The organism is Faecalibacillus faecis (assembly GCF_003024675.1).
Lineage (GTDB): Bacteria > Bacillota_I > Bacilli_A > Erysipelotrichales > Coprobacillaceae > Faecalibacillus > Faecalibacillus faecis.
The window spans coordinates 89,554-112,980 of record NZ_PYLP01000006.1; the positions used below are offsets into that span (position 1 = coordinate 89,554).

Genomic DNA, 23,427 nt, shown 5'->3' on the forward strand with positions numbered 1-23,427 from the left:
TACTTTAAAAGAAAGGAAGATATTATGAAAAAAGAAGAAACAATGTTATTATTACAAGAATGTGATGCTGGTTTAAAAATGGCCATTTCTTCAATTGATGAGGTATTAGATACGATTCAAAATCAAGAATTTAAACAATTAAGCATTGATATTAAAAATCGTCATCAAAAACTAAAAGAAGAAGTTGATTATTTACTTAAAAAATACGAAATAAAAGAAAAGGAAGCTTCTTTAATGGCTAAAAGTATGTCTTGGATGAAGATGAATTTTAAAATTGCAATGGATCATGAAGATTCAACAGTAGCCTCTTTGCTTTTTCAAGGATGTGCTATGGGTGTAGAATCTTTGTATCATTATCTTCATGTTTATCAAGAAGCACATTCTAAAATAAAAGATATTGCTTTAAAATTAATAAAAATTGAAGAAGATTATAGTGAACAATTAAAGAACTATTTATGAAGCCCAAAAGAGGCTTCTTTTTACATTAAAGATTTACAAAATAGAATAATTTTAATACAATTTAATGTATATCAAATAAAATTTCTAAAAAATGCAATTGATGTAAATACATTTTAATCTTTAACTTAATTGACCATTTGAAATAAATAATGATTAAGCGTCAAGTTTTGTATAAATTCAAATCTTATTTAATAAGATTTGACAGATGATTAATTAAGATTTTTAAAATAAAATTAACTAAAATGTATTATTTTTTATAATTGAAAGAATATTGCATTCAAGATATATACATAGTATTATATAATGAAATCTAATATGCGAGATAGCATTTTTGATAAATTAAAGCGACTTTCCTTAATGAGTAATTCTTATTATTTTGTTTAAAATGAGTTGAAAATTGAGGGGGGGGGTACTAATATATAATGTAGGGGAGGAAGTGCTATGAATAAATTAAACGATGAAATACAATCCTATAGAAGAATGATTGATGTTTTAGATCAATGCATTGATGATTATCTTTTTGTTATCGATATTGAAAATGATTCTTGTTATATTTCTCCTCATGCGGAAGTACGTTTTAAAATGGAAAATCATGAATTTAAAAATCCTATAGAAAAATTTAAAGAATTTATTTATTACAAGGATTATGATCTTGTTATGGAAGATCTTGATTTGATTTTTACTGGAAAAAAAATTTCATAATTTGCAATATCGTTGGTTGAGTAAAGCAGGAAAAGCGATTTGGATCAATTGTCGTGGGAGTGCTATTTATGATGAAAATCATCAGATTAAATATTTAGTAGGATGTATTAACGAAATTGGAAAGAAACAAATTGCGGATAATGTGAGTGGATTGTTAGGTGAAACAAGTTTTAAAAACTTAATTATTCCTATTCAAGATGATATGCATAGAGGTTTTGTTTTAAGATTAGGAATTGATAATTTTAAAAATATTAATGAAAATTATGGATTAAAATATGGTGATGAAATTTTAAAACAAACAGGTAATTGTATTAAAGAACATCTATTAAATCATCAAAAGCTTTATCGTATTGTTTCAGATGAATTTATTATTTTAGATTTATTCGGAGATAAAAGAGACGCTAAAAACTTATATAATTGTATTCGTGATAGTATTACAGCTTATGTTGAATCAATCAACTATGAAGTTTATCATACTTTGTCGGCGGGTGCTTTATGCTTTGAAGAAAATCCAACTGCAAGTTATACAGAAATCATGAAATGGACGGAATTTGGTTTAAGTAAAGCTAAAAAAGATGGAAAAAACATGTGTTATGTTTTTAAAACAGAGGATTATAGAAAATTCCAACGTAAGAGTGAATTGATTAAATGTTTACATCAAGCTGTTGATCATGATTTTGTTGGATTTGAAGTTCATTTCCAACCGATTGTCCAAGTGGATAAAAATAGAATTACAAGTTTAGAGGCACTTTTAAGATTTGAATGTGATACGTTTGGAAAAGTGACACCTTATGAATTTATTCCTTTATTAGAAGAAAGTAATTTAATTATTCCAGTAGGGAAATGGGTTTTGGAACAATCTATACAGGCTGTTTGTTCGTTAAAACCATTTATTCCTGATTTAAAGGTTCATGTTAATATCTCTTATGTACAAGTATTAAAAACACCTATATTAAAAGATATTTTAAATATTATAAATCGCTACGATATTGAAAAAAATCAATTAGTAGTTGAACTTACAGAAAGTGGCTTTATTGAATCAGATGCAAGTTTTACCAATTTCTGTAAGAATTTAAAAGAAAATAATATTCAATTAGCCTTAGATGATTTTGGAACAGGATATTCTAATTTTCATTATTTATATAATCTAAAACCAAATTGTATTAAGATCGATAGAGGATTAATGCAAAATGCTTTATCAAATGATTATGAAAATCTTTTATTAAAACATATGATTGATATGTCACATAGTGTCGGGGTTAAAATGTGTATAGAAGGTGTTGAAACAGAAATAGAATTACATAAAATAATGAATATGGAAACAGACTATATTCAAGGATATTATTATAGTAGACCTTGTTCATTAGATGAATTAAAATATAAACTTGAAAATCATTTGATTATTAAAGAAGCTTAAGGGCTTCTTTTTATATATAAAAAGAGCTTCGTTTGAAGCTCTATCTGATTTGATTATATTTAGCGATACTTGTTTGACGGTGAATATCAAAGCACATTCCCATGGCAATCATATAGGAAAGTAAAGAAGATCCACCATATGATAAAAACGGTAAGGTGATACCAGTAATTGGTAATAATCCTAAAATCATGGCGATATTCCAAAATTGTTGGAAAATCATACAGCCAAAAATACCGGCAATAAAATATTTATCACTTTGATGGGTTGCTTTTAACCCAACATAAAGAATAATAACATCAAGTGCTAAAACAGAAACTAGCGTAATAGCAGCTCCGACAAAGCCAAATCCTAAAGTTATAACAGAGAAAATAAAGTCTGTATGTGCTTCTTGTAAGGAAATAATGACTGTCTCAAAGCCATGACCAAATAAACCAGCAGTTCCATAAGCCATCATCGCGTTGTAAAGCTGATAACCTTGACTTTGATAGGTTCCCTCAGGGTCTACCCAGCCATAGAAACGATCAAGTTTATGTCCTGTAATAATAGAAGAAAAGATATCTTGCCTAAAAATAAAGAGATATGTGAAAATAATCAAGACGACCGCTACAACTGCAAAACCAACAATATACCATTTTCTATTAATACCAGAAGCAAATAAAATAACGACAACGGCAAAAGCCATAATTAAAGTAACTCCGGCATCATTTTGAAGATAAGTTAAAATCATTGGTGGTAAGGCAATTTTCGCAACTTTCCAGATAAGTTGTAAATCTGATTCAAAAGTATGAATAAGATATCTTTCATTATGTAATGAGATGGTTTTAGACATACATATAATCATGACAACTTTCATAAATTCAGAAGGCTGGAAAGAAAATCCTGGGAAGTTATACCAAGATGTTGCTCCGTTTAAATCTTTCGCAAAAGGAATGATATGCATTCCTAATTTATAGATCGCAAATCTTTGAATGACAAGTCCTACGAGAAAAACAATAAGGATGCCGTAGAAAATCCACATTCCTGAATAAATACGATCATTTCCAAAACGACTAATAAGGTAAATAAGACCGACACCAATACCATAATAAAGAAGCTGCTTTGTCCAATATCCTGTTGGATTTGGATAGGTGATATATCCTGCAGCACATTTAATTGTATAACAACTGATTAAACAAAGTATAAATAAAATCGTAGCCAATGGCCAACAAATTGTTGAATCAAAATATTTTTTCATTTTGTCACCCCTTGTGTTTTATAGTATACTATAAATATATCATAAAAGAAATTTTTTTTAGAAAGGAAATGAATATGTCAGATTATTTTATTTATATTCTTATAGCCGTAGTGCTTATTGTTTTAGTATGGTTTATTTTTGCGAAGGGGTTAAAGAATAAAAAGCCAAAAGAAGTGACTTTAAAGGATATTCCTATCGATTTAGAAGCATTGATCAATGCTTTTGGTGGAATAGATAATATTAGAGAAACAGAAGCACAAGGAAGCAAGATACGAGTCTTTGTAGAAAATGATGATTTAGTTAAAGTGAATGTTTTAAAAGAATTAGGGGCTAGTGGAATCATTCAATCTACGGGGAAAGTAACTGTGATTCTCGGTAAATTCTCAAGTGAAATCAGTGGAATTATAAATGATAAGAAATAGAAAATATAAGGAGGGATAAGCATGAAAGAGAGAATACAGATGTATGAACCCTTTTTTCATCATTATTATATAGACGAAGTCTTGAATAATTATGAATTAGAGACATTGATTCGTGTAAAAAAAGATGATTATGAACAAAGTATTGCTTATGTTAAACTTGTTTCGGTGTATTCTCATCATGCAGACCTTGAAGAAATACAACAACAAGTAGACTCCATTCGCTTCATGATGGAAACTTATGAAGATTATGAAGAGTTTGAACAATATCTTATTGAAAATGAAGATCATAAAGTCATTGGTATTGATTTATGTGCGCTTACTTATAATCATCATTTTGATGAGTTGGAATTAGAGGAGTTAACACCCGATCAATATTATCAAGTAGGACTTTATTACTATGATCAAAGAAAATATGATGAAGCTCTTGAATGTTTTCGTTTAGGAGAAGAATGTGAAGATGTTGATTGTTTATGTGTTTTAGGCTATATGTATGAAAAAGGACAAGGTGTTAAACAAAATAATCAAGTAGCAATGACTTATTATAAACTCGCGAGTGATTTAGGAAGTGTTGTTGCTTCATGCAATCTTGCTTATTTTTATGAATACGGTATTGATGTTGAACAAGATTATGAAAAAGCATATGAATTATATTCGTTAGGCTTGGATGAAAAATTTCCTCGCTCATTGTTTTCAACTGCTTTTTTCTTGCAACATGGTTTAGGTGTGGAACAAGATTTGGAAGAAGCATTTTATCGCTTTGAAGAAGCTGCGGCTTTAGGACATAATGATGCCATTTGTGCCCTTGGTGAATGTTATGAATTTGGTCAAGGGGTTAGTCAAGATTATCAAAGAGCTTTTCATTATTATGAAAAAGCTTCTTATGAAGAAAGCAGTCTCGCTAAGTATAAGTTAGGACGTTTTTATGATCTAGGTTTAGGTTGCAATGAAAATCATCAAAAAGCTTTTTATTGGTATCAAGAAGCCGCTAAAGATGATTTAGATGTTGCGATAACTGCACTTGCAACGTGTTATGAATTTGGTCGTGGTATTGAAAAAGATAGTCAAAAAGCTTTGGAATATTATTTAAAAGCAGCGCATATGGGCTATGTGAATGCTCAATATTGTTTGGGCTATTTTTATGAAATGCATAGTGAAATAGAAAATTCATTAAATGAAAGTTTTTATTGGTATTTAAAAGCAAGTAAACAAGGAGATAGCCAAGCGATGTTGGCTGTAGCTTATTACTATGGCCATGGTTTAGGAACAACAAAAAATGAAGAAAAGGCTTTTGAATTTTACCAAAAGGCTTTACAGTTTGGTGAAAAAGAAGCTTATTATCATCTTGGAATTTGTTATTTAGAAGGAAAAGGAGTCAAACAAGATAAAGGCAAAGCAATTGCATTACTTGCTCTTGTTGAAGATCAATATAATTTGGCTGCTTATTTAATAGGTCAATATTTTAAAGAAAGGCATGATACTCATGAAGCAATTCATCATTTTAAAATCGCTATTCAAAAAGAAGATGAAGAACAATCTCTTTATCAACTTGCACTCTATGGTGAACAAGGTATTGAAATAAGTGAAGATGAGATGATGGATTATCTTTTAAGAAGTGCTAAAAAAGGATATTCACCAGCACTTGTCAAATATGCTTATTATTTAGAAAATGGGATTTATGTTGAAAAAGATTATCAAATGGCTTATGAATATTATTTGTCTGCTTGTCAAAAACAAAATAGAGAAGGTTTCTATCATTTAGGAAGATGGTTTTTCTATGGAATAGGTCAAAAAGAAGATAAACAAAAAGCCATGCAATATTATAAACAAGCCAGTGATTATCATTATTCAAAAGCAAGTTTTATGCTTGGTTATATGTATCATTATGGTGATGGAACATCTAAAGATTTAAAAAAAGCAAAAGAATATTATCAACTTGCACTTCAAGATGGTTGTCTTGAAGCACAAAAGGAATTAGATAAATTAGAGGTAGAAAAATGAGTTTTAAAACAAAATTAGAAAAATACGCAAAATTAATAGTTCAATCTGGATTAAATGTACAGGAAAAACAAACTGTTGTCATTAGTGCGTCTATTGAAAGTTATCAACTTGTTCGCGAAGTGACAAGACAAGCTTATCTTGTGGGAGCTAAAGAAGTTGTTGTTCATTACAGTGATGAAGAAGTGACACGTATGAAATATGAAAATATGGCAGAGGATGATTTCTTACAAGTACCGACATGGTTTTCAACTTTTAGAAATGATTATGCTTTAATGAATGCATGTTTTTTATACATTGATGATGAAAATCCAGAAATGCTTGCAGGGATTGATCCTAAAAAGATTTCAAATTGGCAAAGAGCGGTTAAAAAAGCATGTAAAACTTATTTTGATTTGTCAGATAATATGACAAATGCTTGGTGTATTGTTGGTGGTGCTACCCAAAAATGGGCAAATAAAGTTTATCCAGACATGTCAAATCAAGAAGCTCTTGATAGTTTATGGAATGCAATTTTTAAAGCAGCTAAAATTGATGAAGAACATGATCCCGTTGAATTATGGAATCAACATCGCCAATCTTTTGAAAAAAGAGTAAATCATTTAAATAGTCTTAATTTAAAGAAACTTTATTATAAAAATAGTAAAGGAACAGAAATTACGATTGGATTAAATGAGGATTATTTATTTGCTGGTGGAGGAAGTTATTTAAAAAATGGTGTTTATAATTTTCCAAATATTCCAACCGAAGAAATCTTTACATCACCTAATAAAGATGATGTAGAAGGAATTGTCTTTAGTTCTTTACCTTTAAGTTATGGTGGAAATATTGTTGATGAATTTTATTTACGCTTTAAAGATGGACAAGTGATTGATTTTGGTGCAAAAAATGGTTATGAAGTTTTAAAAGGAATTATTGATAGTGATGAAGGTAGTAAACGCTTAGGAGAAATTGCTTTAATTCCCTATCATTCACCGATCAATGAATTAAAAACGCTATTCTATAATACGCTTTATGATGAAAATGCTTCTTGTCATATGGCTCTTGGTATTGGGTTTTCAGAGTGTATTAAAGGTGGTATTGATATGAATAAAGAAGAATTATTTAAAAAGGGTATTAATGATTCTTTAGTTCATGTTGATTTTATGATGGGAACAGAAGATTTAATGATTGATGGTATTTTAGAAGATGGTAGTCATGTAAAAATCTTTGAGAATGGAAATTTTGTATTTTAACGAAAGTGGGTAAAACCCACTTTTTGTGATTTAAAGGAAGAATTTTTTCATAAATAAGTAGCAATTCTACCTATTTTGTGGTAATAATTGTAATGTTGAAATTAAAGAATAAAAATGTATATAGATTGAGGGAGGACGCAATGGAAGATTTAAGACAACAAATTGAAAAAAGAAGAACATTTGCGATTATTTCCCATCCAGATGCTGGTAAAACAACATTAACTGAAAAGTTCTTACTTTATGGAGGAGCAATCCAACAAGCAGGAACAGTTAAAGGAAAGAAAAACAGTAAACATGCGACAAGTGACTGGATGGAAATTGAAAAACAAAGAGGGATTTCAGTAACATCTTCTGTATTACAATTTAATTATCAAGGATATTGTATCAATATTTTGGATACTCCAGGACATCAAGACTTCTCGGAAGATACTTATCGTACTTTAATGGCAGCAGATTGTGCTGTTATGGTTATCGATGCAAGTAAAGGGGTCGAAGATCAAACACGTAAATTATTTAAAGTTTGTACAATGCGTCATATTCCTATTTTCACTTTTATTAATAAGATGGATAGAGAAGCAAGAGATCCTTATGAATTAATGGAAGAAATTGAACAAGAATTAGGAATTGAAACATGTCCAGTAAACTGGCCAATTGGTTCAGGAAAACGTTTTGCAGGGGTTTATGAAAGAGATGACAAAGAAGTTATTCGCTTTATTCCTGTAGATGGTGGAAAAAAAGAAGTTGAAACAGAAATTTTAAAAGCGGATGATCCTAAATTAAAAGAATACGTTGAAGATGAACTATATGATAAGTTACAAGAAGATATTGAATTGCTCGATATGGCAGGAAATGAATTTAGCTTGGAAGCAGTACGTGCTGGTAAGTTATCACCTGTATGTTTTGGTTCAGCTCTTACAAACTTTGGAATTGAACCATTCTTAAAACATTTCTTAAATATGACAACACCTCCAACACCAAGAATGGCAGATGGAGAAGTCATTGATCCTTATCAAGAAAATTTCTCAGCCTTTGTTTTCAAAATTCAAGCAAATATGAATTCAAGACATCGTGATAGAATGGCATTCTTTAGAATTTGTTCAGGTAAATTTGAAAAAGGAATGGAAGTTTATCATTATCAAGGAAAGAAAAAAATTAAATTAAATCAATCAAAACAATTAATGGCAGATGAACGTAGTGAAGTAAATGAAGCCTATGCAGGAGATGTCATTGGTGTCTTTGATCCGGGTATTTTCTCTATTGGTGATACCATTACAACAGGTAAAAAACATTTTGCTTTTGAAGGGATTCCTACATTTGCGCCAGAACATTTTGCGATGATTCGTAATAAAGATACCATGAAAAGAAAACAATTTGTAAAGGGTGTAGAACAAATTGCTAAAGAAGGAGCTATCCAAATCTTTACGGAGCTTGGTGGCGGTATGGAAGAAATTATTGTTGGGGTTGTTGGTGTACTTCAATTTGAAGTTCTTGAACATCGTTTAAAAAATGAATATAATGTAGAAATTCATAAATCACCACTCCCTTATCAATATATTCGTTGGGTAAAAGAAGGTACAAATTTAAAATCATTAAATCTTTCTTCAGACACAAGAAAAGTTCAAGATTTAAAAGGTCAACCATTATTGCTTTTCACAAATGATTGGGGTGTTCGTTGGGCACAAGATAAAAATAAAGACCTTGAATTATTAGAATTTTCTAAAAACTAAAATTATAGTTAAAAATGACAAATTTCATATATGACATTTGTCATTTTTTGTTAAATAAATAAAAAAGATTAATTCTTATTAAAATAAGAGCATGTGGATGGTAAATAAATTTCTTTTTTTCATATTTCCCTCCTTTGCGTATCTTTATTATATTATAGAAATTTGTCATATATAATCTTGTGTTGTACAATAATAGGGAAATGGGGTGATCATAATCGCTAATACAGGTAAAAGATGCCTTTGTAGATGTATTGTGTCTATGGAGGTTATTATTGGTAAAGAAAAGAATACGTTATTTGAACAAGGAGCGGTTTATGATTGTGTCATGAAGGATCGAGGTAATGAAATTCTTCATTATAAGGTTTATGGAGATGAATTTTCTTTGTCATGTACGGATAAGGAGTTTAAACAAAACTTTGTTCTTATTCAACATAAAAAAACAAGCCGATAGAGTAGGCTATTTTGATTTTTTAAGAAAATGTGTTACAATGAAATGCGTTAAAAAAAGGAGAAAAGCAGATGGAACGTATATATTATATAGATCATATTAAAACCGAAGATATCAATGCTTTATCTTTAAAGTTAAACAGTATGCAAGAGGTTTCACGTATTAAAATAAATAAGGATTCGATTTCTTTTAATTGCGCAAGACCTGATAATATTCAAAACTATTTAGATGAATCAAATATGGATTATATTTTAAAAGAAATGGTCAATCGAAAAAAAAGGGAATATATTTCTAATCAAAATAAAGTTGAAAAAATATTTATGTTTACTAATTTAGAAAGTGAAGAAGAAGCAAATGAAATCAAAGATATTCTTTCTAAATACAGTGTTTTTGAAAATGTACAACTTGATTTTCAAAATAAGATGTTGACACTGACATCTTCTGCTTACGCTTTAAATCGTATTAAGCGTATTGTTGAAAATGTCAATCCAAATATTCAAGTAGAACAATGGAAAAAACCATTTAAGTCACAAGATTTATTTAATGAAAAATATTTTCAAAAATATGCACGCATTGCCTTGTTTTGTGTAGGTGTTGCCTTAGGACTCGTTACTTTTGGAGATACAACATTTTTAACTTATGTAGGTTGGTTTATTGCTTTAGTTATATGTAATGAAAAAGTATTACAAGATGCCAAAAGAGATTTACAATTAAAGAATTACTTAAGTGAAAATGCAATCTTTTTACTTGCCTGTTTAGGTGGATGGGTTTATGGCGCCTTTATAGAGGCACTTGTTGTCTCTGTTCTTTATCAATTTGGTAAACAATTGATTATGCAGGTAACACAATGGTCAATGCAAAAACTAGATGAGCTCGTTTCTCATCAAAATTTAGAAAGACGCTTAGTTAAAGAAAATGAAGAAATGGTTCCTTTAACAGAATTTGATATTGGAGATGTTCTTGTTGTTAAAGAAGGAGAAACAATTCCTTTAGGTGGAAAGATTATCAAAGGGAAAGCAAAATTAGATGTTTATGCAATCGATGGAAGTGATGTATATCAAACATCTAAAGTTGGTAACGAAGTATTCAGTGGAACTGTCGTTACAGAAGGGTATCTTCATATAAAAACAACAGCTTTATATGATGTTTCAGCGATGTCAAAAATTGTTGATATTGCGACAAATGCTCCAATATCTTCTTCAAGTACAGAAAAAATTATTAATAAAGTTTCTGATATTTATACAAAGGCTTTAATTATTGTCGGTTTGATTTGTTGTGTGATTTTACCAATTTTAAATTTGCATGATAATTTAAAATATATGTATTTAGGAATTATTATGTTGACTGTATCGGGTAGTTTTGCTTATGTACAAGGAGCATCATTTACTTTGCTTGCGGGTGTTGCCAAAGCCTTTTCTAAAAAGATTGCAATCAAAGAAAATAGTGGATTAGATGATTTAAATACATGTACAACAATTATTTATGATCGTTTTGATGGGATTGAAACAACAGAAGATGAAATGGATTTATTTGAAAAAATCAAAGGATTGCATAAATCATTGGTCATTTTTAATGATGGACCAGTAGATTTAGAAAATGATGAATATACAATCTACAACAATTATTCTGTTGAACAAAAATTAGAAGTTATGGATAAGGCTCTTGTAGCGGGACCAGTTGCTTATATTGGTGATTGTGATAAGGATATTGCTTTACTTCAAAAAGCTTCTGTAGCGATTTCACGTGGTGGTGTTCATAACGAAAATGTGACAAAGAATAGTGATATTATGTTAACGGATTCTAACTTTGATACAATTATTGATTTATTAAAAATTGCTCGTAAACAAAAAGCAGTAAATATTCAAAATACATTTATTGGTATTTTAATTAGTTTATTGGTTGTTTTATTAGGTGTTTTAGGTCTCATGCCTTGGTGGGTTGCTTGTATAATCTATATTTTAGAATCAGTTTTGGTTTTATTCAATTCACAATTAATCATAAGAATGTAAAATGCAAAGTTTTCTTTGCATTTTTTTAGGAGAAAAAAATGAAAGTAAAAAAAGAAATGAAATTAATTGATTTTTTATCATTATCGTATAATCGTAAGAATGTTAAAAATCTATTAAAATATAAAGAAGTATATGTTAATGGTAAACAAGTTAGCCAATTTGATCATTTATTAAAAGAAGATGATCTTGTAGAAATAAAAAAAGAAAATAATTCGCTTCTTGAAATTCTTTATGAAGATCAAGATTTTGTCGTTATTAATAAACCATCGGGTTTGTTAAGCATGTCAGATGGAAAAGAAAAAGAAAAGACAGCTTATCATTATGTAAGTGAATATTTAAAAAAACAAAACAAAAATCAAAAAGTATTTATCGTTCATCGACTTGATCGAGAAACATCAGGAGTATTAATGTTTTGTAAAAATGAAAAAATAAGGGATCTTTTACAAAAAGATTGGAATAAAATTGTATATTTAAGAGGCTATATGGCTTTAGTAGAAGGAAAAGGACTAAAAAAACAAGGAACTTTAAAAAATTATCTAGCTGAAAGCAAAACGCAACAAGTCTATATTTCGAACAAAGAAAAAGGAAAACTGGCGATTACACACTATAAAGTCATTAAAGAAATGAAGAATCAAACACTTTTGGAAATTAATTTAGATACAGGTAGAAAAAATCAAATTAGAGTTCAACTTTCTAATATTAATCATCCAATTGTTGGCGATAAAAAATATGGAGCAACATCGAATCCAATAAGACGTTTAGGTTTACATGCCCATGCTTTTGGTTTTGTTCATCCTAAAACAAAGAAAAAATATGAATTTAAAACAGATTGTCCAAAAGAATTTTATGGAAGATAAATATTAGACAGTACAAGAAAATATGTTGTTTTGATCCAGTAGGTAATGAAAGAAAAATAATTGTTCTTCTACTATTTTATTAATATAGTTATTTTTTATTTAAAAGAACAATACTTTGTGGAAGATTTTTGTTAATTGCATCAATAATTGGATGAGGAACATACATTTCTTCAAGGTAAGTAATATCATCATTTGAAAGTTTGATATTGAAAGCATCTATGCAACATCAATATATTTCATTTTAATAGCAACGAAATTGGTGAAGAAACACCCTTTGTCCATAGCCAAGTAAGCGGCATTTGTACCATTTTACAATTATATTTTTTAGCTAATTCATTATAATTTCTATATCTTGTTTTCCATTTGATTATATTTGCTTTTATTTTGGTTTGTTTTTTATATAGTATAGACGTGGGTTAACCATATTGTAACTTTTAGATATTTTTTATATCTTCTTCCCAAACTCTATGAAAGTTAAGGGCCTTTCATAGAGTTTTTGCTATTTCATCTTTTTTTTTGATATATTTGTATCGGAAAAGAGATGAAACCAAATGAAAGCGGAACAAAGAAAAAATAGAAATAGAATGATTGAAAGATTTATTCAAGGGCTCTTGATGATTGTTTTAATCGTTCTAACGATTTTTATGATGATTGATGTTAATAAAATACAAGGAAATGCAAGAGTTATTAATTATGCAGGGATTATACGTGGAGCAACACAACGTGAAATAAAATTAGAAATATCAGGAAATGCGAATAATAGCTTAATTCGTTATTTAGATGATATTTTTGATGGGTTGATGCATGGCGGTGGGAAGTATCAACTTACAAAAATAGATGATCAAAAATATCAAAATAAATTAGCAAAACTTAATAAGGCATGGGTTTCATTAAAAGAAGAAATTCAAAAAGTAAGAGAAAATGGTTATGAAAATACCAATATTATTAATATGAGTGAAGACTATTTTTATCTTGCTGATGAAACAGTAACAGCAGCTGAAAATTATTCTCAACATTGTGCTTCACAACTTAATTCCATTGAAAAAGGTCTTATTGTCACAAGTACTCTTATTGTTTGTGTCATTATTAGAGAAACGATTTTAGCTATTGTCTTGATGAAAAGGAATAAAGAATTAAATAAACTTGCTTATATTGATTTACATACAGGACTTCCAAATAGAAGCCGTGTTGAAGAATTAGTTGGTGAATACAATCATTTTGATCAACCATCTGCAATGATTGTATTTGATTTAAATGATTTAAAAGAAGTCAATGATTCGTTAGGGCATGTTGCAGGAGATACGCTCATTATGAACTTTGCTGATATTATTAGAACTTCTATACCAGATAAGCATTTTGTAGGAAGATATGGTGGTGATGAATTCATTGCTTTACTTACAAATGTAACAAAGGATGAGGTAGAAGAAATTATTACTAGTGTTCAAAATGAAGCAAAACGTTATAATGAATTCAGCAAACAAATACACCTTGATTTTGCTTATGGTTATGATCTTTCTACAAGCTATCAAGAAGCAAATTTAAAAGTATTATTAAATCAAGCAGATAAAAATATGTATGACTGTAAAACACGTATGAAACAAGCAAGAAAAGGATAAGAAAAACAAGCCAGTTCATTTTAAACTGACTTGTTTTTTATAGATGATATTTTGTACCTCGTCCACGGCCTGTTTTTCTTATAATATTTTCTTCTTTTAATTTATTTAAAATATCTTTTACTTTTGAACGACTATAAGGTACTAATGATAGAATTTCACTAATTGATAGTTCATTATATTGTTTAAATAGATTATAAATGATTTCATTGTCTGTTTTTAAATCTGATTTTGAACGAGTAACAGGTAAAGTGATTTGAATTGTATTAGTACTTGTATTAAAAATAGGTTTGTTAATACTTTCATTGTAAGAATGTATAATTCTAAGAATTCCAGTTCCAAAGATTTCGACAATACCTAAACGGAAAAATACATTACTGATAATTGGATTTCTTAAAGAAGAAATCATACCAGAGATATATTCATCTTTTGTGATTCCATTTATAAGACCACCAGGTGATACAATTTCAATTCGATCTTCAAACATAGAAATTCTTATTTTTGCGTTCAAATCCCATGCCCTATGAATGAGAGCATTAGCGATAGATTCACGAAAAGCTTCTTCGGGAATAAGTTCTATTTTTTTTCTATAACTTCCATCAATTTCTTCATATTGATAATAATCGATATATGTTTGAATTGCTAAATCATACATTTTTAAAATAGACATATTTTCTAGAAGAAGTCTCTTTTTTATAATATTTATGCTTTTTCCAAATATCGCAATATCAATCCCTGGAAAGGAATTGTTATCAGATAGAAGCTCAGCAGCATTATTAAAATGATTATTATTAAATAAATTAAGCGTTTTTAATGTATCTTTATTAAATGTATTAATAGAAATAGCTTCTTTCAATTTTTGTTCAAGATACTTAAAATCTAAACGAATATTACTTGTTGGTAAGTCTTCATAATTTATTTTTTTTCCTTCTAAAATAAGACGAGTTAATTCAAAAGAATCTACTTCGATTGTTGAAGTATCATTTCTTTTAAATGCCTTAGAGTTATATAGATAAGGTTTATTTTCTCCAGGGTTTACGATAAGTGATATTGTTTTATTAAGATCATCTACTTCTAAACGATAATTTGGTTGTGGAAAGATATTATCATTAATTCTATTTTCTATATCAAGACAACGTTTGTTAGGATTTTCTATACCTTTGATTTTTCCATCATCATCAATACCAAATAGGATTGTTCCACCATTGTAATTTGAAAAAGCACTTACTGTTTTTAAAAAGGACTTTGAAATTTCTTCTTTGAATTCTAAAATATTTGTTTCTTTCATATATTTTATTCACCTCTTTATAATATGACCAATTATATAATAATTATACCGAAAAAGTCCATAAATTCAACCATATTTATTTTATGGCTTTTTTTATGGTCGGAAATGGCCATAAAATAAAAAACAATCATTTTTAGATAAACTCAATACATTTTTAAAATGAAGATTCTAAAGTATATAATAGAAAAAGGAGGTTATGATGAAAAGAAAATTATATCATTTTATATTTGTTGTTGTTTGTGTTTTATCACTTTGTGGTTGCAACAATACTTCAAAGATCAAAGGGAATACAAGAAAAGTAGTCATTCCTTATTCTTTTTCACTTCTTTGTGGACAAACGAGTGAAAAAGATTTAAATAAAATGGTTAAAACATATAATAAAGATAAAAATTACTGTTCTAAAGCCTATAAGAAAAATAAAGATGTGATCTTAATTTCTACAGATTCACAAATAGAAAAGTATATTAAAGATAATAAAAAAATCATCGATACTGCTATGAAGAAATTCATTAAAAGCAACAAGCTTTATAAATATAAAATTAAAGAGGATTATTCATCTATTCAATTATATTTTGATGAAAACATACTAGAAGATACTTATCAACAATTGTTAGCAGTAAGTATTAATTTTACAAGTTTAAATTCTATTTTATTAAATGGAAAAGATTGGCATATAAAATGGCAAGTCATTAATTGACATACCAATAAAACAGTTGTTACTTGGAATTTACCAAATGATGAAGAAAATAGTTTTCAGCAGATGATTGGAAACAAAGTTATGAATAAATTATGAATAAAATCAAGAATGATTGTTTTTTGAAACAAAACTTGATATTATTGTAATGGAGAAGTTTATCTTCAACAATCAGGTGATTCTCTACCAAATAGTGAGAGCTAAAAAATCAGGTGATTCCCTACCAAATAGTGGGAGCTAAAAAATCAGGTGATTCTCTACCAAATAGTGAGAGCTAAAAAGGATACGAAGAGTAAAATCTTCGTATTTTTTATTTAAAGGAGAAAATTTATGAAATTGTATGAAATTGATCGAGATTATATGGATTATCTTCATAAGATAGATTCAAAAGTATTAACACATAATGTAGATAAACATCAAAGAAAGTTTATAGCGATAAAAGTTAAACTAAATGGTTATCAGTATTTTGTACCCTTATCATCTCCTGATTTTAGAGATTATTATGATGATCATGGTATCAAGAAAGTACAGTTTACTCGAGTACCTACCATTAAGAGGATTTTTAATGGAAATCCTACAGTTGAATCTTATTTAGGAAAATTATTATTTAATAATATGATTCCTGTTCCTAAAGGATCTTATTATGAATTTAATATTTTTTTAGAAAAAGATCAAAAGTATAAAGGATTACTTATTGATCAAGTACGTGTTTTAAGAAGTAAGAAGAATCAAGAAGATATTTTAAAAAGAGCACAAGTTGTTTATAAACTTAAAAGTAGGAATTCTTCTTATAGTTATATCCAATATGCAACCGTAGATTTCTCTTTATTAGAAAAAGCATGTGATAAATACATTGAAAAATATGGATGTTAATGAATTGTTCAAAAAAATATATTATAATAGAAAAAGAATGAAAGGAGAAGCGTATGAAAGAATATTTAGCTTTTGATGTTGGAGGAACATCTGTCAAATATGCATTATGTAATGAAGAAGGGGAAGTTTCTTCAGCAAGTAAATTTAAAACACCAGATACATTGGATCAAATGTATCTTGAAATGGAAAAAGTCGTTCATAATTGTCCAAATGTAGAAGGAATCGCTTTATCAATGCCAGGAGCAGTTGATAGTGATGGGGGCATTATTTATGGTTCAAGTGCAATTAATTATATCCATGGACCAAATATCAAAGAAGACTTACAAAATCGTTTTCATAAACCTGTAGAATTGGAAAATGATGCTAACTGTGCAGCCTTAGCAGAAGTGTGGAAAGGGGTCGCTAAAGAAGAAAGTGATTGTTGCTTTATTGTTAGTGGTACAGGAATTGGTGGTGCTGTTATTAAAGATAAACATGTTCATCATGGAAATGCTTTACATGGTGGTGAATTTGGTTATATGATCATGCGCTATGAACCAAGTGAAGGAAAATATTATACATGGTCTGATGATGGTTCTACCGTAGCTGTTACTAAAAGAGTAGCAAAAGAATTAGGAAAAGATTATCATGGTCTAGATGGAAAAGAAATCTTTGATCATGCAAATGTTAATGAAGTGTATAAAAAATATGTTGATGAATATTATCGTACACTTGCTATGGGTATTTATAACTTACAATACGCTTATGATCCAAGTATGATCGTTATTGGAGGAGCTATTTCAACAAGAGAAGAACTATTAGATAAAGTCAATGAACAATTAGATATCATCTTTGGTCAACTAACACACGCTCATGTAAGACCAAACATTAAAGTATGTAAGTTTGGCAACGATGCAAATCTTATAGGAGCAACCTATCATTATATTCAAAGACATGGATAGGAGGCTATTATGAATAAAGGAATACCTAAAATAAATACACAACTTAGAAGCCATACTATTTTAGTACCAGAAGTTTATCGTGAAGCAACAGGTGTTTTAATCAATGGAAAACGTATCAAATCATTGGTGTTTTCTACAGATGTGGCAGTTATTGCCAACTGTAATGCTGATGCAGTCATTGCTGTTTATCCTTTTACACCAACTATTCAAATTACTCAAGCTATTATTTCAGTCGCACAAAGACCTGTCTTTGTGGGTGTTGGTGGCGGAACAACGGCAGGTAAACGAGTAGAGTCGATTGCCTTAGATGCTGAACTTCATGGCGCTACAGCCGTGGTTTTAAATGCGCCAACGACCACAAAATTCGTTCAAAATCTAGCACAAGATATTGATATTCCAGTTGTTTTAACGATTGTTTCATTAAATGAAGATTTAGAACAAAGAATGTTACATACAGGAGCTAATATCATTAACGTTTCTGGAGGAAAAGATACTGTAAAGATTGTTAAAAAATTAAGAGAAATCAGTCCTGATTTCCCAATTATTGCTACAGGTGGACCAACTGAAGAAACAGTAAGAGAAGTGATTCAAGCAGGTGCTAATGCCGTTACCTTTACACCTCCTACTAATGGTGAAATCTTCAAAGGTATGATGGAAGAATATAGACATAGATATGATTAAAAAGTTCCTCGCTTGAGGAACTTTTATAGTATAGTGTTTATTAAAAATAGATGTTCTCAAAAAATTACACCTATTATACAATTATTTCTATATAATATATGTATAAAATAAAATTAATCATTTTAAACATTTAGGGAAAGGTATGTGTATATTGTAATGATTATTTCATGTATACAGTAGGTTAAAATTATGTTTAAAAACTCTATTTTTTGGTTGTTTTTTATAATAAGCTCAATTTTTTCGGTCATATTTTTGTATTTTTATATATTTAAATTTAATAATAAAAAACTACCTATTAACCCTAATCTAAAAACAAAATTTAATGAAACTTGCAAAATGATAGTTTACTATTTTATTTCTACACTTTGTTTTTTTTTATTTATTATTATTAATTTTGCAATTTCAACAACAAGTTTTTCTGATTACAGTGCTATTTTTGATTCAATAATGCTATTAATTTTCCCATACATCATAAATACATCTTTTAATTTAATGATTCCCAAAAACGAATTATCTGTAGAATTAAAAAAATGTATTACTTTTGAAACTTTAATTTTAGTATCCATAGTTGGAAAAATGTATGAATTAAATGCTATTTTTTCAATTTCACTTTCGATTATAATAGGATACTGTACATCGTTAGATTCTTTATTAAATAATGTTCCACTCAAACAACTTATCCCAAATGTTACATCAATTATCAAAGGAGTAAAATCCACAATACTTACTATTATAATATTCATACTTTTTGTATTTCTAAACTTCAACTATAGTACTCAAATCGTTGCTATTATTTATGGATGTAGTATTGGAGAATTATTCATTCTATTTTTACTATTTAAAAAAAAGAAATTGGAGAAGAAAATATATCATAAAATAGAATAATTGATCATCATTTAAAATGTATTTATTATTTTATATTAAATCTCTAACTATAAAATAAATGATATTTACTTTACAATAAAGATATAAATATATCTAATTGGAGGAAGTAATATGAGTATTGAACAATATCAAAGAACAGTAAATAATTTAGATAAAGAAATAGCCACTTTGGAACAAAAGAAGGCTTCATTCGATAAGAAGGCAGCAGATCAAGAAAAAAAGGCAGCAGGTGTTTCAATTAGTAAAAATGCTTCTGCCTCTATGATAAACAGTAAGAAAAGACAAATTGAAAGGTATAGTAAAGAAAGCAATAAGGCAAAAGAACAAAGTGCAAATTTAATGAAGAAAATCGCAGATAAGAGAAAAAAGCGAAATGACGCTTATTCAAAGCTTCAAAAGAAACAACATCTTGAAATAAAAAGGCAAAATAATCTTATAGTCAATATGCAAAGCGACTATGAAAAACAAATAGAAGAGCTTACTTCTAAAGTGCTTTCTTTTAATGAAAAGCAACTAGCTGTGACAGATACGATGAATGAAGAAAATGAAAAACAAGAGTATGATGTTTTTATATCTCATGCATGGGAAGATAAGGAAGATTTTGTGGATGATTTTGTAAAAGATTTAAATAGTTTAGGTGTAACAACATGGTATGATAAAAGTCAAATTCTATGGGGAGATTCAATGCGGAAGAAAATAGATGAAGGACTTAAGAAATCTCGTTTTGGTATCGTTATACTTTCTCCGAATTATATTGCAGAAGGAAAGTATTGGACAAAGGCAGAACTAGATGGATTATTTCAATTGGAAAGTATTAATGGAAAGAAATTGTTACCTATTTGGCATAAGCTTACAAAAAAAGAAGTAATGGATTTTAGTCCAACAATTGCTGGAAAACTTGCAATGAATACTTCTTCACTAACTTCAAAAGAAATTGCAGAAAAAATGCAATATTTTTTAGAAAATATTAACGGTGATCAATAATAAATTATTTAGAAAATGAAAGGTAAAAAGAATGGAAAATGATAAAAGTTATTCAAAATATTTAGTTATATTTATTGACATATTAGGAAGCCAAAATAGAGATGATTTTGAGAAAGCTTATAAAATTAATTCTATTTTTCATGAAGAATTAGAAAAGAATAACAAAAACGATTTACCACACACGGTATATTTTAGAAAAATATATACTTTTTCTGATTGCTCTTATATTTTCTATGGTTTTAAAGAAAATGTTCCAGAAGAAAAAAGAGACGAGGGAAAATTATTTACAACAGCATTATGCAATTGTGAACCAATATTTTTACGTTTTATTAAAGAAAAAATAATGTTTAGGGGTGGAATATCTTACGGTGATGCTTATGTTGATCCTTCAAAAAGTATGTTTTTTGGGAAAGCAGTAAGGGCATATCAGTTAGAATCTAATGTAGCAATTCACCCTCGAATTGTTGTTGATAACTATGTGGCTGAAGAACTTTTGAGAAATGTTTCTTTTCAAATGAATCAAGCTATTGAAAAAAATAACACGTGTGAAATTCCCTTAAGTGAAATGATTCCATTATTTGGACATGGACTAGTAGAACAGGATGTTGATAATAAATTTATTTTTAATTATTTACATATGCCGCAATTTAATTTGCTTTATAATAATTGCTATTCTTCAGGAGAAGAATTTATTAAAGAATTTATAAATTTTTGCGAAGAACAAATTGAGGAAAACACAGAATATAAAATAATTGATAAATATTTTTATGCATTAAGGTTTGCTTTAGATAAATTACCTCCTAGTTGTAAAGAATAAATTATAAGTATTTTAGGTTATAGGATATAGGATATTATTTTGTAAAAAATTGAAATAATATGTTAAATGTGCTATTCTTTTGAAGAAAGAAATGAGGGAAATTGATATGAAAGTATTAAAAAAGGTAATATCATGGCCTGTAGTTTTAACTATTCAAGTTTTATCTTCAGTAGCTTTGTTATTCTTATTATTTAAGTTGGGAGTAGTCCCAACTAAATACATGATTATTTTAGTTGCAGCATTAGCTGTACTTGCATTACTCATGTATTTCTTTATGAAACCAGCAAAAGGAAAACATGCAGTCAATGCAAGACAGTCTATTGGAAAGATTATTTCATTAGTATTAAGTATTGTTTTATTAATTGGTTCTGTTTATGTAGCTAAAGGAAGTTCTACATTAAATAAAATTTCTGGTGCTGATACAAAAACAGTACATTATGCTATTTTAGTATTAAAAGATAGTAAAATTAATAGTTTATCAGATATCAAAAATGAATCTATCGAATACAACTTACAATATGATGATAAAAAAGATATGAATCAAATCATCGCTAAAGCAAAACAAGAACAATCAAGTATTTCATATGATGAAACAAATGATGATTATTCTAAACTTGCTGATGATCTTTATAACAATACCGTACATGCCATCTTAGTAAATACAGCATATAACGGTATGTTTGAAGAAACACATGAAAACTTTGCAAATGAAACAAAAGAAATTTGGAGTTATGAAGTTGATACAGAAGTAAAAAGCTTTGCTAAAGATGTAGATGTAACATCAAAACCATTTACAATCTATATTTCAGGTATTGATACATATGGTAAAGTATCTACTGTTTCAAGATCAGATGTTAATATGATCGTAACAGTAAATCCTAAAACAAAACAAATCTTAATGTCATCAATTCCTAGAGATTACTATGTTACATTAGCTAATAAAGGTAAAAAAGATAAATTAACGCACTCAGGATTAGCTGGACCTGAAAATACAGTTAAAACAATGGATAATTTCTTAGGTATTGATATTAACTATTATGCACGTGTTAACTTTACTTCATTAATTACTATGGTTGATGCTTTAGGTGGAATTGATTTAGATTCTGATAGTTCATTTACGGCAGCAAGTGGTGATTCGTTTAGAAAAGGTGTTCAACATGTAAATGGAAAAAAAGCACTAGCTTTTGCCAGAGAAAGACATGCCTTTGGTGGAGGAGATAATATGCGTGTTAAACATCAACAAGATGTATTAATGTCTATGTTGAAAAAAATGATGTCACCGGCTATTATTACAAATTATACAGGTGTTTTAAATTCGATTGCTGGATGTTTTGAAACAAATATGTCATCAGATAACATTACTGATTTAATCCAAATGCAAGTCAATGATATGGCACAATGGACATTTACACAAAAACAATTTACAGGACACGGAGTAATGCAAACAGGTGGAGCTTATATGCCTAATACTAAATTATATTATATGATTCCTGATGACAGTAGTGTATCTGAAAATATTGCTGCAATTAAAGCGGTATTAAATGGACAAACAGTAGAATAAATTTAAAAGAGGTATTGACATGAAAGAAAGAGTTGCAGAAAATGCGTATAGCAAGTAAGCAAGCGTAGTTTTCTACACTCTTTTTGACTTTCAATATTCCACAAAAAAGCTATGAAATTTATTTAAAAGTTTCATAGCTTTTTTGTAGTAAAAATTTGACATAAAGTGGCAAATATGGTACCTGACTTTGGTATCCAGCATTAAAATATAGTGATAGTAAAAAAGCAGTAGGAATTCAAGATAGAATCTCTATTGCTTTTTCGTTTAAATCTTATAATTGAATATCTGTCTAATTTGCCGCTCTGTCAAATAGTAATTTGTAAGTGGAAGATTTGTAATATTTTCGAATTCTTTTATAAATTCACTTGATGCCGTTACATTGATATATTTACTTTCACCTTTGACCACCTTAAAGCTTCTAATGAATTTCATGATTTGATGTGTGCTGTATTGATTATCCAATATCTTAAACTGGAATATTCTTTCTAACAGTACGGCAAGATAACAGATCAGGAAGTGTCCCTTTATGCTGTTTTCTTTTTGAAGAAATACAGGGCGTGCATCTAAATCAGACTTCATTATTCT

Annotated in this window: 21 protein-coding genes and 1 pseudogene; 19 read left to right on the forward strand and 3 right to left on the reverse strand. The window is 28.6% G+C overall.

Annotated features, from left to right (window positions below; all coding sequences use genetic code 11):
- Positions 1-24 precede the first annotated feature (24 nt).
- From C7U55_RS06805 to C7U55_RS06815, 3 genes are all read left to right on the forward strand, one after another.
- Positions 25-459 (forward strand): hypothetical protein, encoded by a 435-nt coding sequence (locus tag C7U55_RS06805; protein ID WP_048925200.1) that lies wholly within the window; start codon positions 25-27, stop codon positions 457-459.
- Between the two features lie 441 nt (positions 460-900).
- Positions 901-1,161, forward strand: a complete 261-nt coding sequence (locus C7U55_RS06810; RefSeq protein WP_106987915.1) for a hypothetical protein — start codon at positions 901-903, stop codon at positions 1,159-1,161.
- A 1-nt stretch (position 1,162) separates the two neighbouring features.
- Entirely contained in the window at positions 1,163-2,578 is a 1,416-nt protein-coding gene (locus C7U55_RS06815; protein ID WP_106987916.1) for an EAL domain-containing protein, read from the forward strand.
- 40 nt (positions 2,579-2,618) lie between these two features.
- On the opposite strand, the gene C7U55_RS06820 is transcribed toward C7U55_RS06815, so the two are convergent.
- A complete protein-coding gene (locus tag C7U55_RS06820; RefSeq protein ID WP_106987917.1) occupies positions 2,619-3,812 on the reverse strand; it encodes an FtsW/RodA/SpoVE family cell cycle protein in 1,194 nt (397 codons plus the stop codon).
- A 74-nt stretch (positions 3,813-3,886) separates the two neighbouring features.
- Between C7U55_RS06820 and C7U55_RS06825 the strand changes: the two genes are divergently transcribed.
- The 8 genes from C7U55_RS06825 to C7U55_RS06860 all read left to right on the forward strand — a co-directional run bounded on the left by C7U55_RS06825 (position 3,887) and on the right by C7U55_RS06860 (position 14,121).
- The gene (locus tag C7U55_RS06825) at positions 3,887-4,234 is read left to right on the forward strand and encodes a hypothetical protein (RefSeq protein ID WP_106987918.1); all 348 of its coding nucleotides are present in this window, start codon (positions 3,887-3,889) and stop codon (positions 4,232-4,234) included.
- Positions 4,235-4,255: 21 nt separating this feature from the next.
- A complete protein-coding gene (locus C7U55_RS06830; RefSeq protein WP_106987919.1) occupies positions 4,256-6,232 on the forward strand; it encodes a tetratricopeptide repeat protein in 1,977 nt (658 codons plus the stop codon).
- Positions 6,229-7,464: an aminopeptidase gene (locus tag C7U55_RS06835; protein ID WP_106987920.1), complete on the forward strand. Its 1,236-nt coding sequence runs from the start codon at positions 6,229-6,231 to the stop codon at positions 7,462-7,464. The genes C7U55_RS06830 and C7U55_RS06835 overlap by 4 nt, the downstream gene beginning before the upstream one ends.
- Positions 7,465-7,604: 140 nt before the next feature.
- Positions 7,605-9,191, forward strand: a complete 1,587-nt coding sequence (locus C7U55_RS06840; protein WP_106987921.1) for a peptide chain release factor 3 — start codon at positions 7,605-7,607, stop codon at positions 9,189-9,191.
- 259 nt (positions 9,192-9,450) lie between these two features.
- The gene (locus C7U55_RS06845) at positions 9,451-9,642 is read left to right on the forward strand and encodes a hypothetical protein (RefSeq protein WP_239985180.1); all 192 of its coding nucleotides are present in this window, start codon (positions 9,451-9,453) and stop codon (positions 9,640-9,642) included.
- Between the two features lie 68 nt (positions 9,643-9,710).
- On the forward strand, positions 9,711-11,648 hold the full coding sequence (locus C7U55_RS06850) for a P-type ATPase (RefSeq protein ID WP_106987923.1): 1,938 nt from the start codon (positions 9,711-9,713) through the stop codon (positions 11,646-11,648).
- A 38-nt stretch (positions 11,649-11,686) separates the two neighbouring features.
- Positions 11,687-12,505 carry an RluA family pseudouridine synthase gene (locus C7U55_RS06855; RefSeq protein WP_106987924.1) on the forward strand — a complete coding sequence of 273 codons (819 nt, stop codon included), beginning with the start codon at positions 11,687-11,689 and terminating at the stop codon, positions 12,503-12,505.
- Between the two features lie 551 nt (positions 12,506-13,056).
- On the forward strand, positions 13,057-14,121 hold the full coding sequence (locus C7U55_RS06860; protein WP_106987925.1) for a GGDEF domain-containing protein: 1,065 nt from the start codon (positions 13,057-13,059) through the stop codon (positions 14,119-14,121).
- 37 nt (positions 14,122-14,158) lie between these two features.
- Here C7U55_RS06860 and C7U55_RS06865 read toward each other — a convergent pair whose 3' ends face one another.
- The gene (locus C7U55_RS06865) at positions 14,159-15,406 is read right to left on the reverse strand and encodes an ATP-binding protein (RefSeq protein ID WP_106987926.1); all 1,248 of its coding nucleotides are present in this window, start codon (positions 15,404-15,406) and stop codon (positions 14,159-14,161) included.
- Positions 15,407-15,605: 199 nt separating this feature from the next.
- On the opposite strand from C7U55_RS06865, the gene C7U55_RS06870 reads away from it, so the two are divergent.
- The 8 genes from C7U55_RS06870 to C7U55_RS06905 all read left to right on the forward strand — a co-directional run bounded on the left by C7U55_RS06870 (position 15,606) and on the right by C7U55_RS06905 (position 22,842).
- Positions 15,606-16,103 carry a hypothetical protein gene (locus tag C7U55_RS06870; protein WP_106987927.1) on the forward strand — a complete coding sequence of 166 codons (498 nt, stop codon included), beginning with the start codon at positions 15,606-15,608 and terminating at the stop codon, positions 16,101-16,103.
- A gap of 327 nt (positions 16,104-16,430) precedes the next feature.
- Entirely contained in the window at positions 16,431-16,973 is a 543-nt protein-coding gene (locus C7U55_RS06875) for a type III toxin-antitoxin system ToxN/AbiQ family toxin (protein ID WP_106987928.1), read from the forward strand.
- Positions 16,974-17,026: 53 nt separating this feature from the next.
- Positions 17,027-17,914, forward strand: coding sequence for an ROK family protein (locus tag C7U55_RS06880; protein WP_106987929.1), 888 nt, complete (start codon positions 17,027-17,029; stop codon positions 17,912-17,914).
- A 9-nt stretch (positions 17,915-17,923) separates the two neighbouring features.
- Positions 17,924-18,595, forward strand: coding sequence for a beta/alpha barrel domain-containing protein (locus C7U55_RS06885; protein WP_106987930.1), 672 nt, complete (start codon positions 17,924-17,926; stop codon positions 18,593-18,595).
- 189 nt (positions 18,596-18,784) lie between these two features.
- On the forward strand, positions 18,785-19,480 hold the full coding sequence (locus tag C7U55_RS06890; RefSeq protein ID WP_106987931.1) for a hypothetical protein: 696 nt from the start codon (positions 18,785-18,787) through the stop codon (positions 19,478-19,480).
- A gap of 111 nt (positions 19,481-19,591) precedes the next feature.
- On the forward strand, positions 19,592-20,464 hold the full coding sequence (locus C7U55_RS06895) for a toll/interleukin-1 receptor domain-containing protein (RefSeq protein WP_106987932.1): 873 nt from the start codon (positions 19,592-19,594) through the stop codon (positions 20,462-20,464).
- Positions 20,465-20,495: 31 nt separating this feature from the next.
- Complete coding sequence (locus C7U55_RS06900; RefSeq protein WP_106987933.1) at positions 20,496-21,281, forward strand: hypothetical protein; 786 nt, start codon at positions 20,496-20,498, stop codon at positions 21,279-21,281.
- Positions 21,282-21,387: 106 nt separating this feature from the next.
- On the forward strand, positions 21,388-22,842 hold the full coding sequence (locus C7U55_RS06905) for an LCP family protein (protein ID WP_106987934.1): 1,455 nt from the start codon (positions 21,388-21,390) through the stop codon (positions 22,840-22,842).
- A gap of 264 nt (positions 22,843-23,106) precedes the next feature.
- Here the strand turns inward: C7U55_RS06905 and C7U55_RS13675 are convergent.
- Positions 23,107-23,427 (reverse strand): annotated as a pseudogene (locus C7U55_RS13675) (IS1634 family transposase); the annotation flags it as partial.

What these genes read in the sequence shown, in the direction of transcription:
- C7U55_RS06805 (WP_048925200.1), top strand. Translation starts at nt 25, where the DNA reads ATGAAAAAAGAAGAAACAATGTTATTATTACAAGAATGTGATGCTGGT.
- C7U55_RS06835 (WP_106987920.1), top strand. Translation starts at nt 6,229, where the DNA reads ATGAGTTTTAAAACAAAATTAGAAAAATACGCAAAATTAATAGTTCAA.
- C7U55_RS06865 (WP_106987926.1), bottom strand. Translation starts at nt 15,406, where the DNA reads ATGAAAGAAACAAATATTTTAGAATTCAAAGAAGAAATTTCAAAGTCC.
- C7U55_RS06890 (WP_106987931.1), top strand. Translation starts at nt 18,785, where the DNA reads ATGTTTAAAAACTCTATTTTTTGGTTGTTTTTTATAATAAGCTCAATT.
- C7U55_RS06850 (WP_106987923.1), top strand. Translation starts at nt 9,711, where the DNA reads ATGGAACGTATATATTATATAGATCATATTAAAACCGAAGATATCAAT.
- C7U55_RS06855 (WP_106987924.1), top strand. Translation starts at nt 11,687, where the DNA reads ATGAAAGTAAAAAAAGAAATGAAATTAATTGATTTTTTATCATTATCG.
- C7U55_RS06895 (WP_106987932.1), top strand. Translation starts at nt 19,592, where the DNA reads ATGAGTATTGAACAATATCAAAGAACAGTAAATAATTTAGATAAAGAA.
- C7U55_RS06905 (WP_106987934.1), top strand. Translation starts at nt 21,388, where the DNA reads ATGAAAGTATTAAAAAAGGTAATATCATGGCCTGTAGTTTTAACTATT.
- C7U55_RS06880 (WP_106987929.1), top strand. Translation starts at nt 17,027, where the DNA reads ATGAAAGAATATTTAGCTTTTGATGTTGGAGGAACATCTGTCAAATAT.
- C7U55_RS06885 (WP_106987930.1), top strand. Translation starts at nt 17,924, where the DNA reads ATGAATAAAGGAATACCTAAAATAAATACACAACTTAGAAGCCATACT.
- C7U55_RS06870 (WP_106987927.1), top strand. Translation starts at nt 15,606, where the DNA reads ATGAAAAGAAAATTATATCATTTTATATTTGTTGTTGTTTGTGTTTTA.
- C7U55_RS06845 (WP_239985180.1), top strand. Translation starts at nt 9,451, where the DNA reads ATGGAGGTTATTATTGGTAAAGAAAAGAATACGTTATTTGAACAAGGA.
- C7U55_RS06830 (WP_106987919.1), top strand. Translation starts at nt 4,256, where the DNA reads ATGAAAGAGAGAATACAGATGTATGAACCCTTTTTTCATCATTATTAT.
- C7U55_RS06840 (WP_106987921.1), top strand. Translation starts at nt 7,605, where the DNA reads ATGGAAGATTTAAGACAACAAATTGAAAAAAGAAGAACATTTGCGATT.
- C7U55_RS06900 (WP_106987933.1), top strand. Translation starts at nt 20,496, where the DNA reads ATGGAAAATGATAAAAGTTATTCAAAATATTTAGTTATATTTATTGAC.
- C7U55_RS06825 (WP_106987918.1), top strand. Translation starts at nt 3,887, where the DNA reads ATGTCAGATTATTTTATTTATATTCTTATAGCCGTAGTGCTTATTGTT.
- C7U55_RS06875 (WP_106987928.1), top strand. Translation starts at nt 16,431, where the DNA reads ATGAAATTGTATGAAATTGATCGAGATTATATGGATTATCTTCATAAG.
- C7U55_RS06860 (WP_106987925.1), top strand. Translation starts at nt 13,057, where the DNA reads ATGAAAGCGGAACAAAGAAAAAATAGAAATAGAATGATTGAAAGATTT.
- C7U55_RS06820 (WP_106987917.1), bottom strand. Translation starts at nt 3,812, where the DNA reads ATGAAAAAATATTTTGATTCAACAATTTGTTGGCCATTGGCTACGATT.
- C7U55_RS06810 (WP_106987915.1), top strand. Translation starts at nt 901, where the DNA reads ATGAATAAATTAAACGATGAAATACAATCCTATAGAAGAATGATTGAT.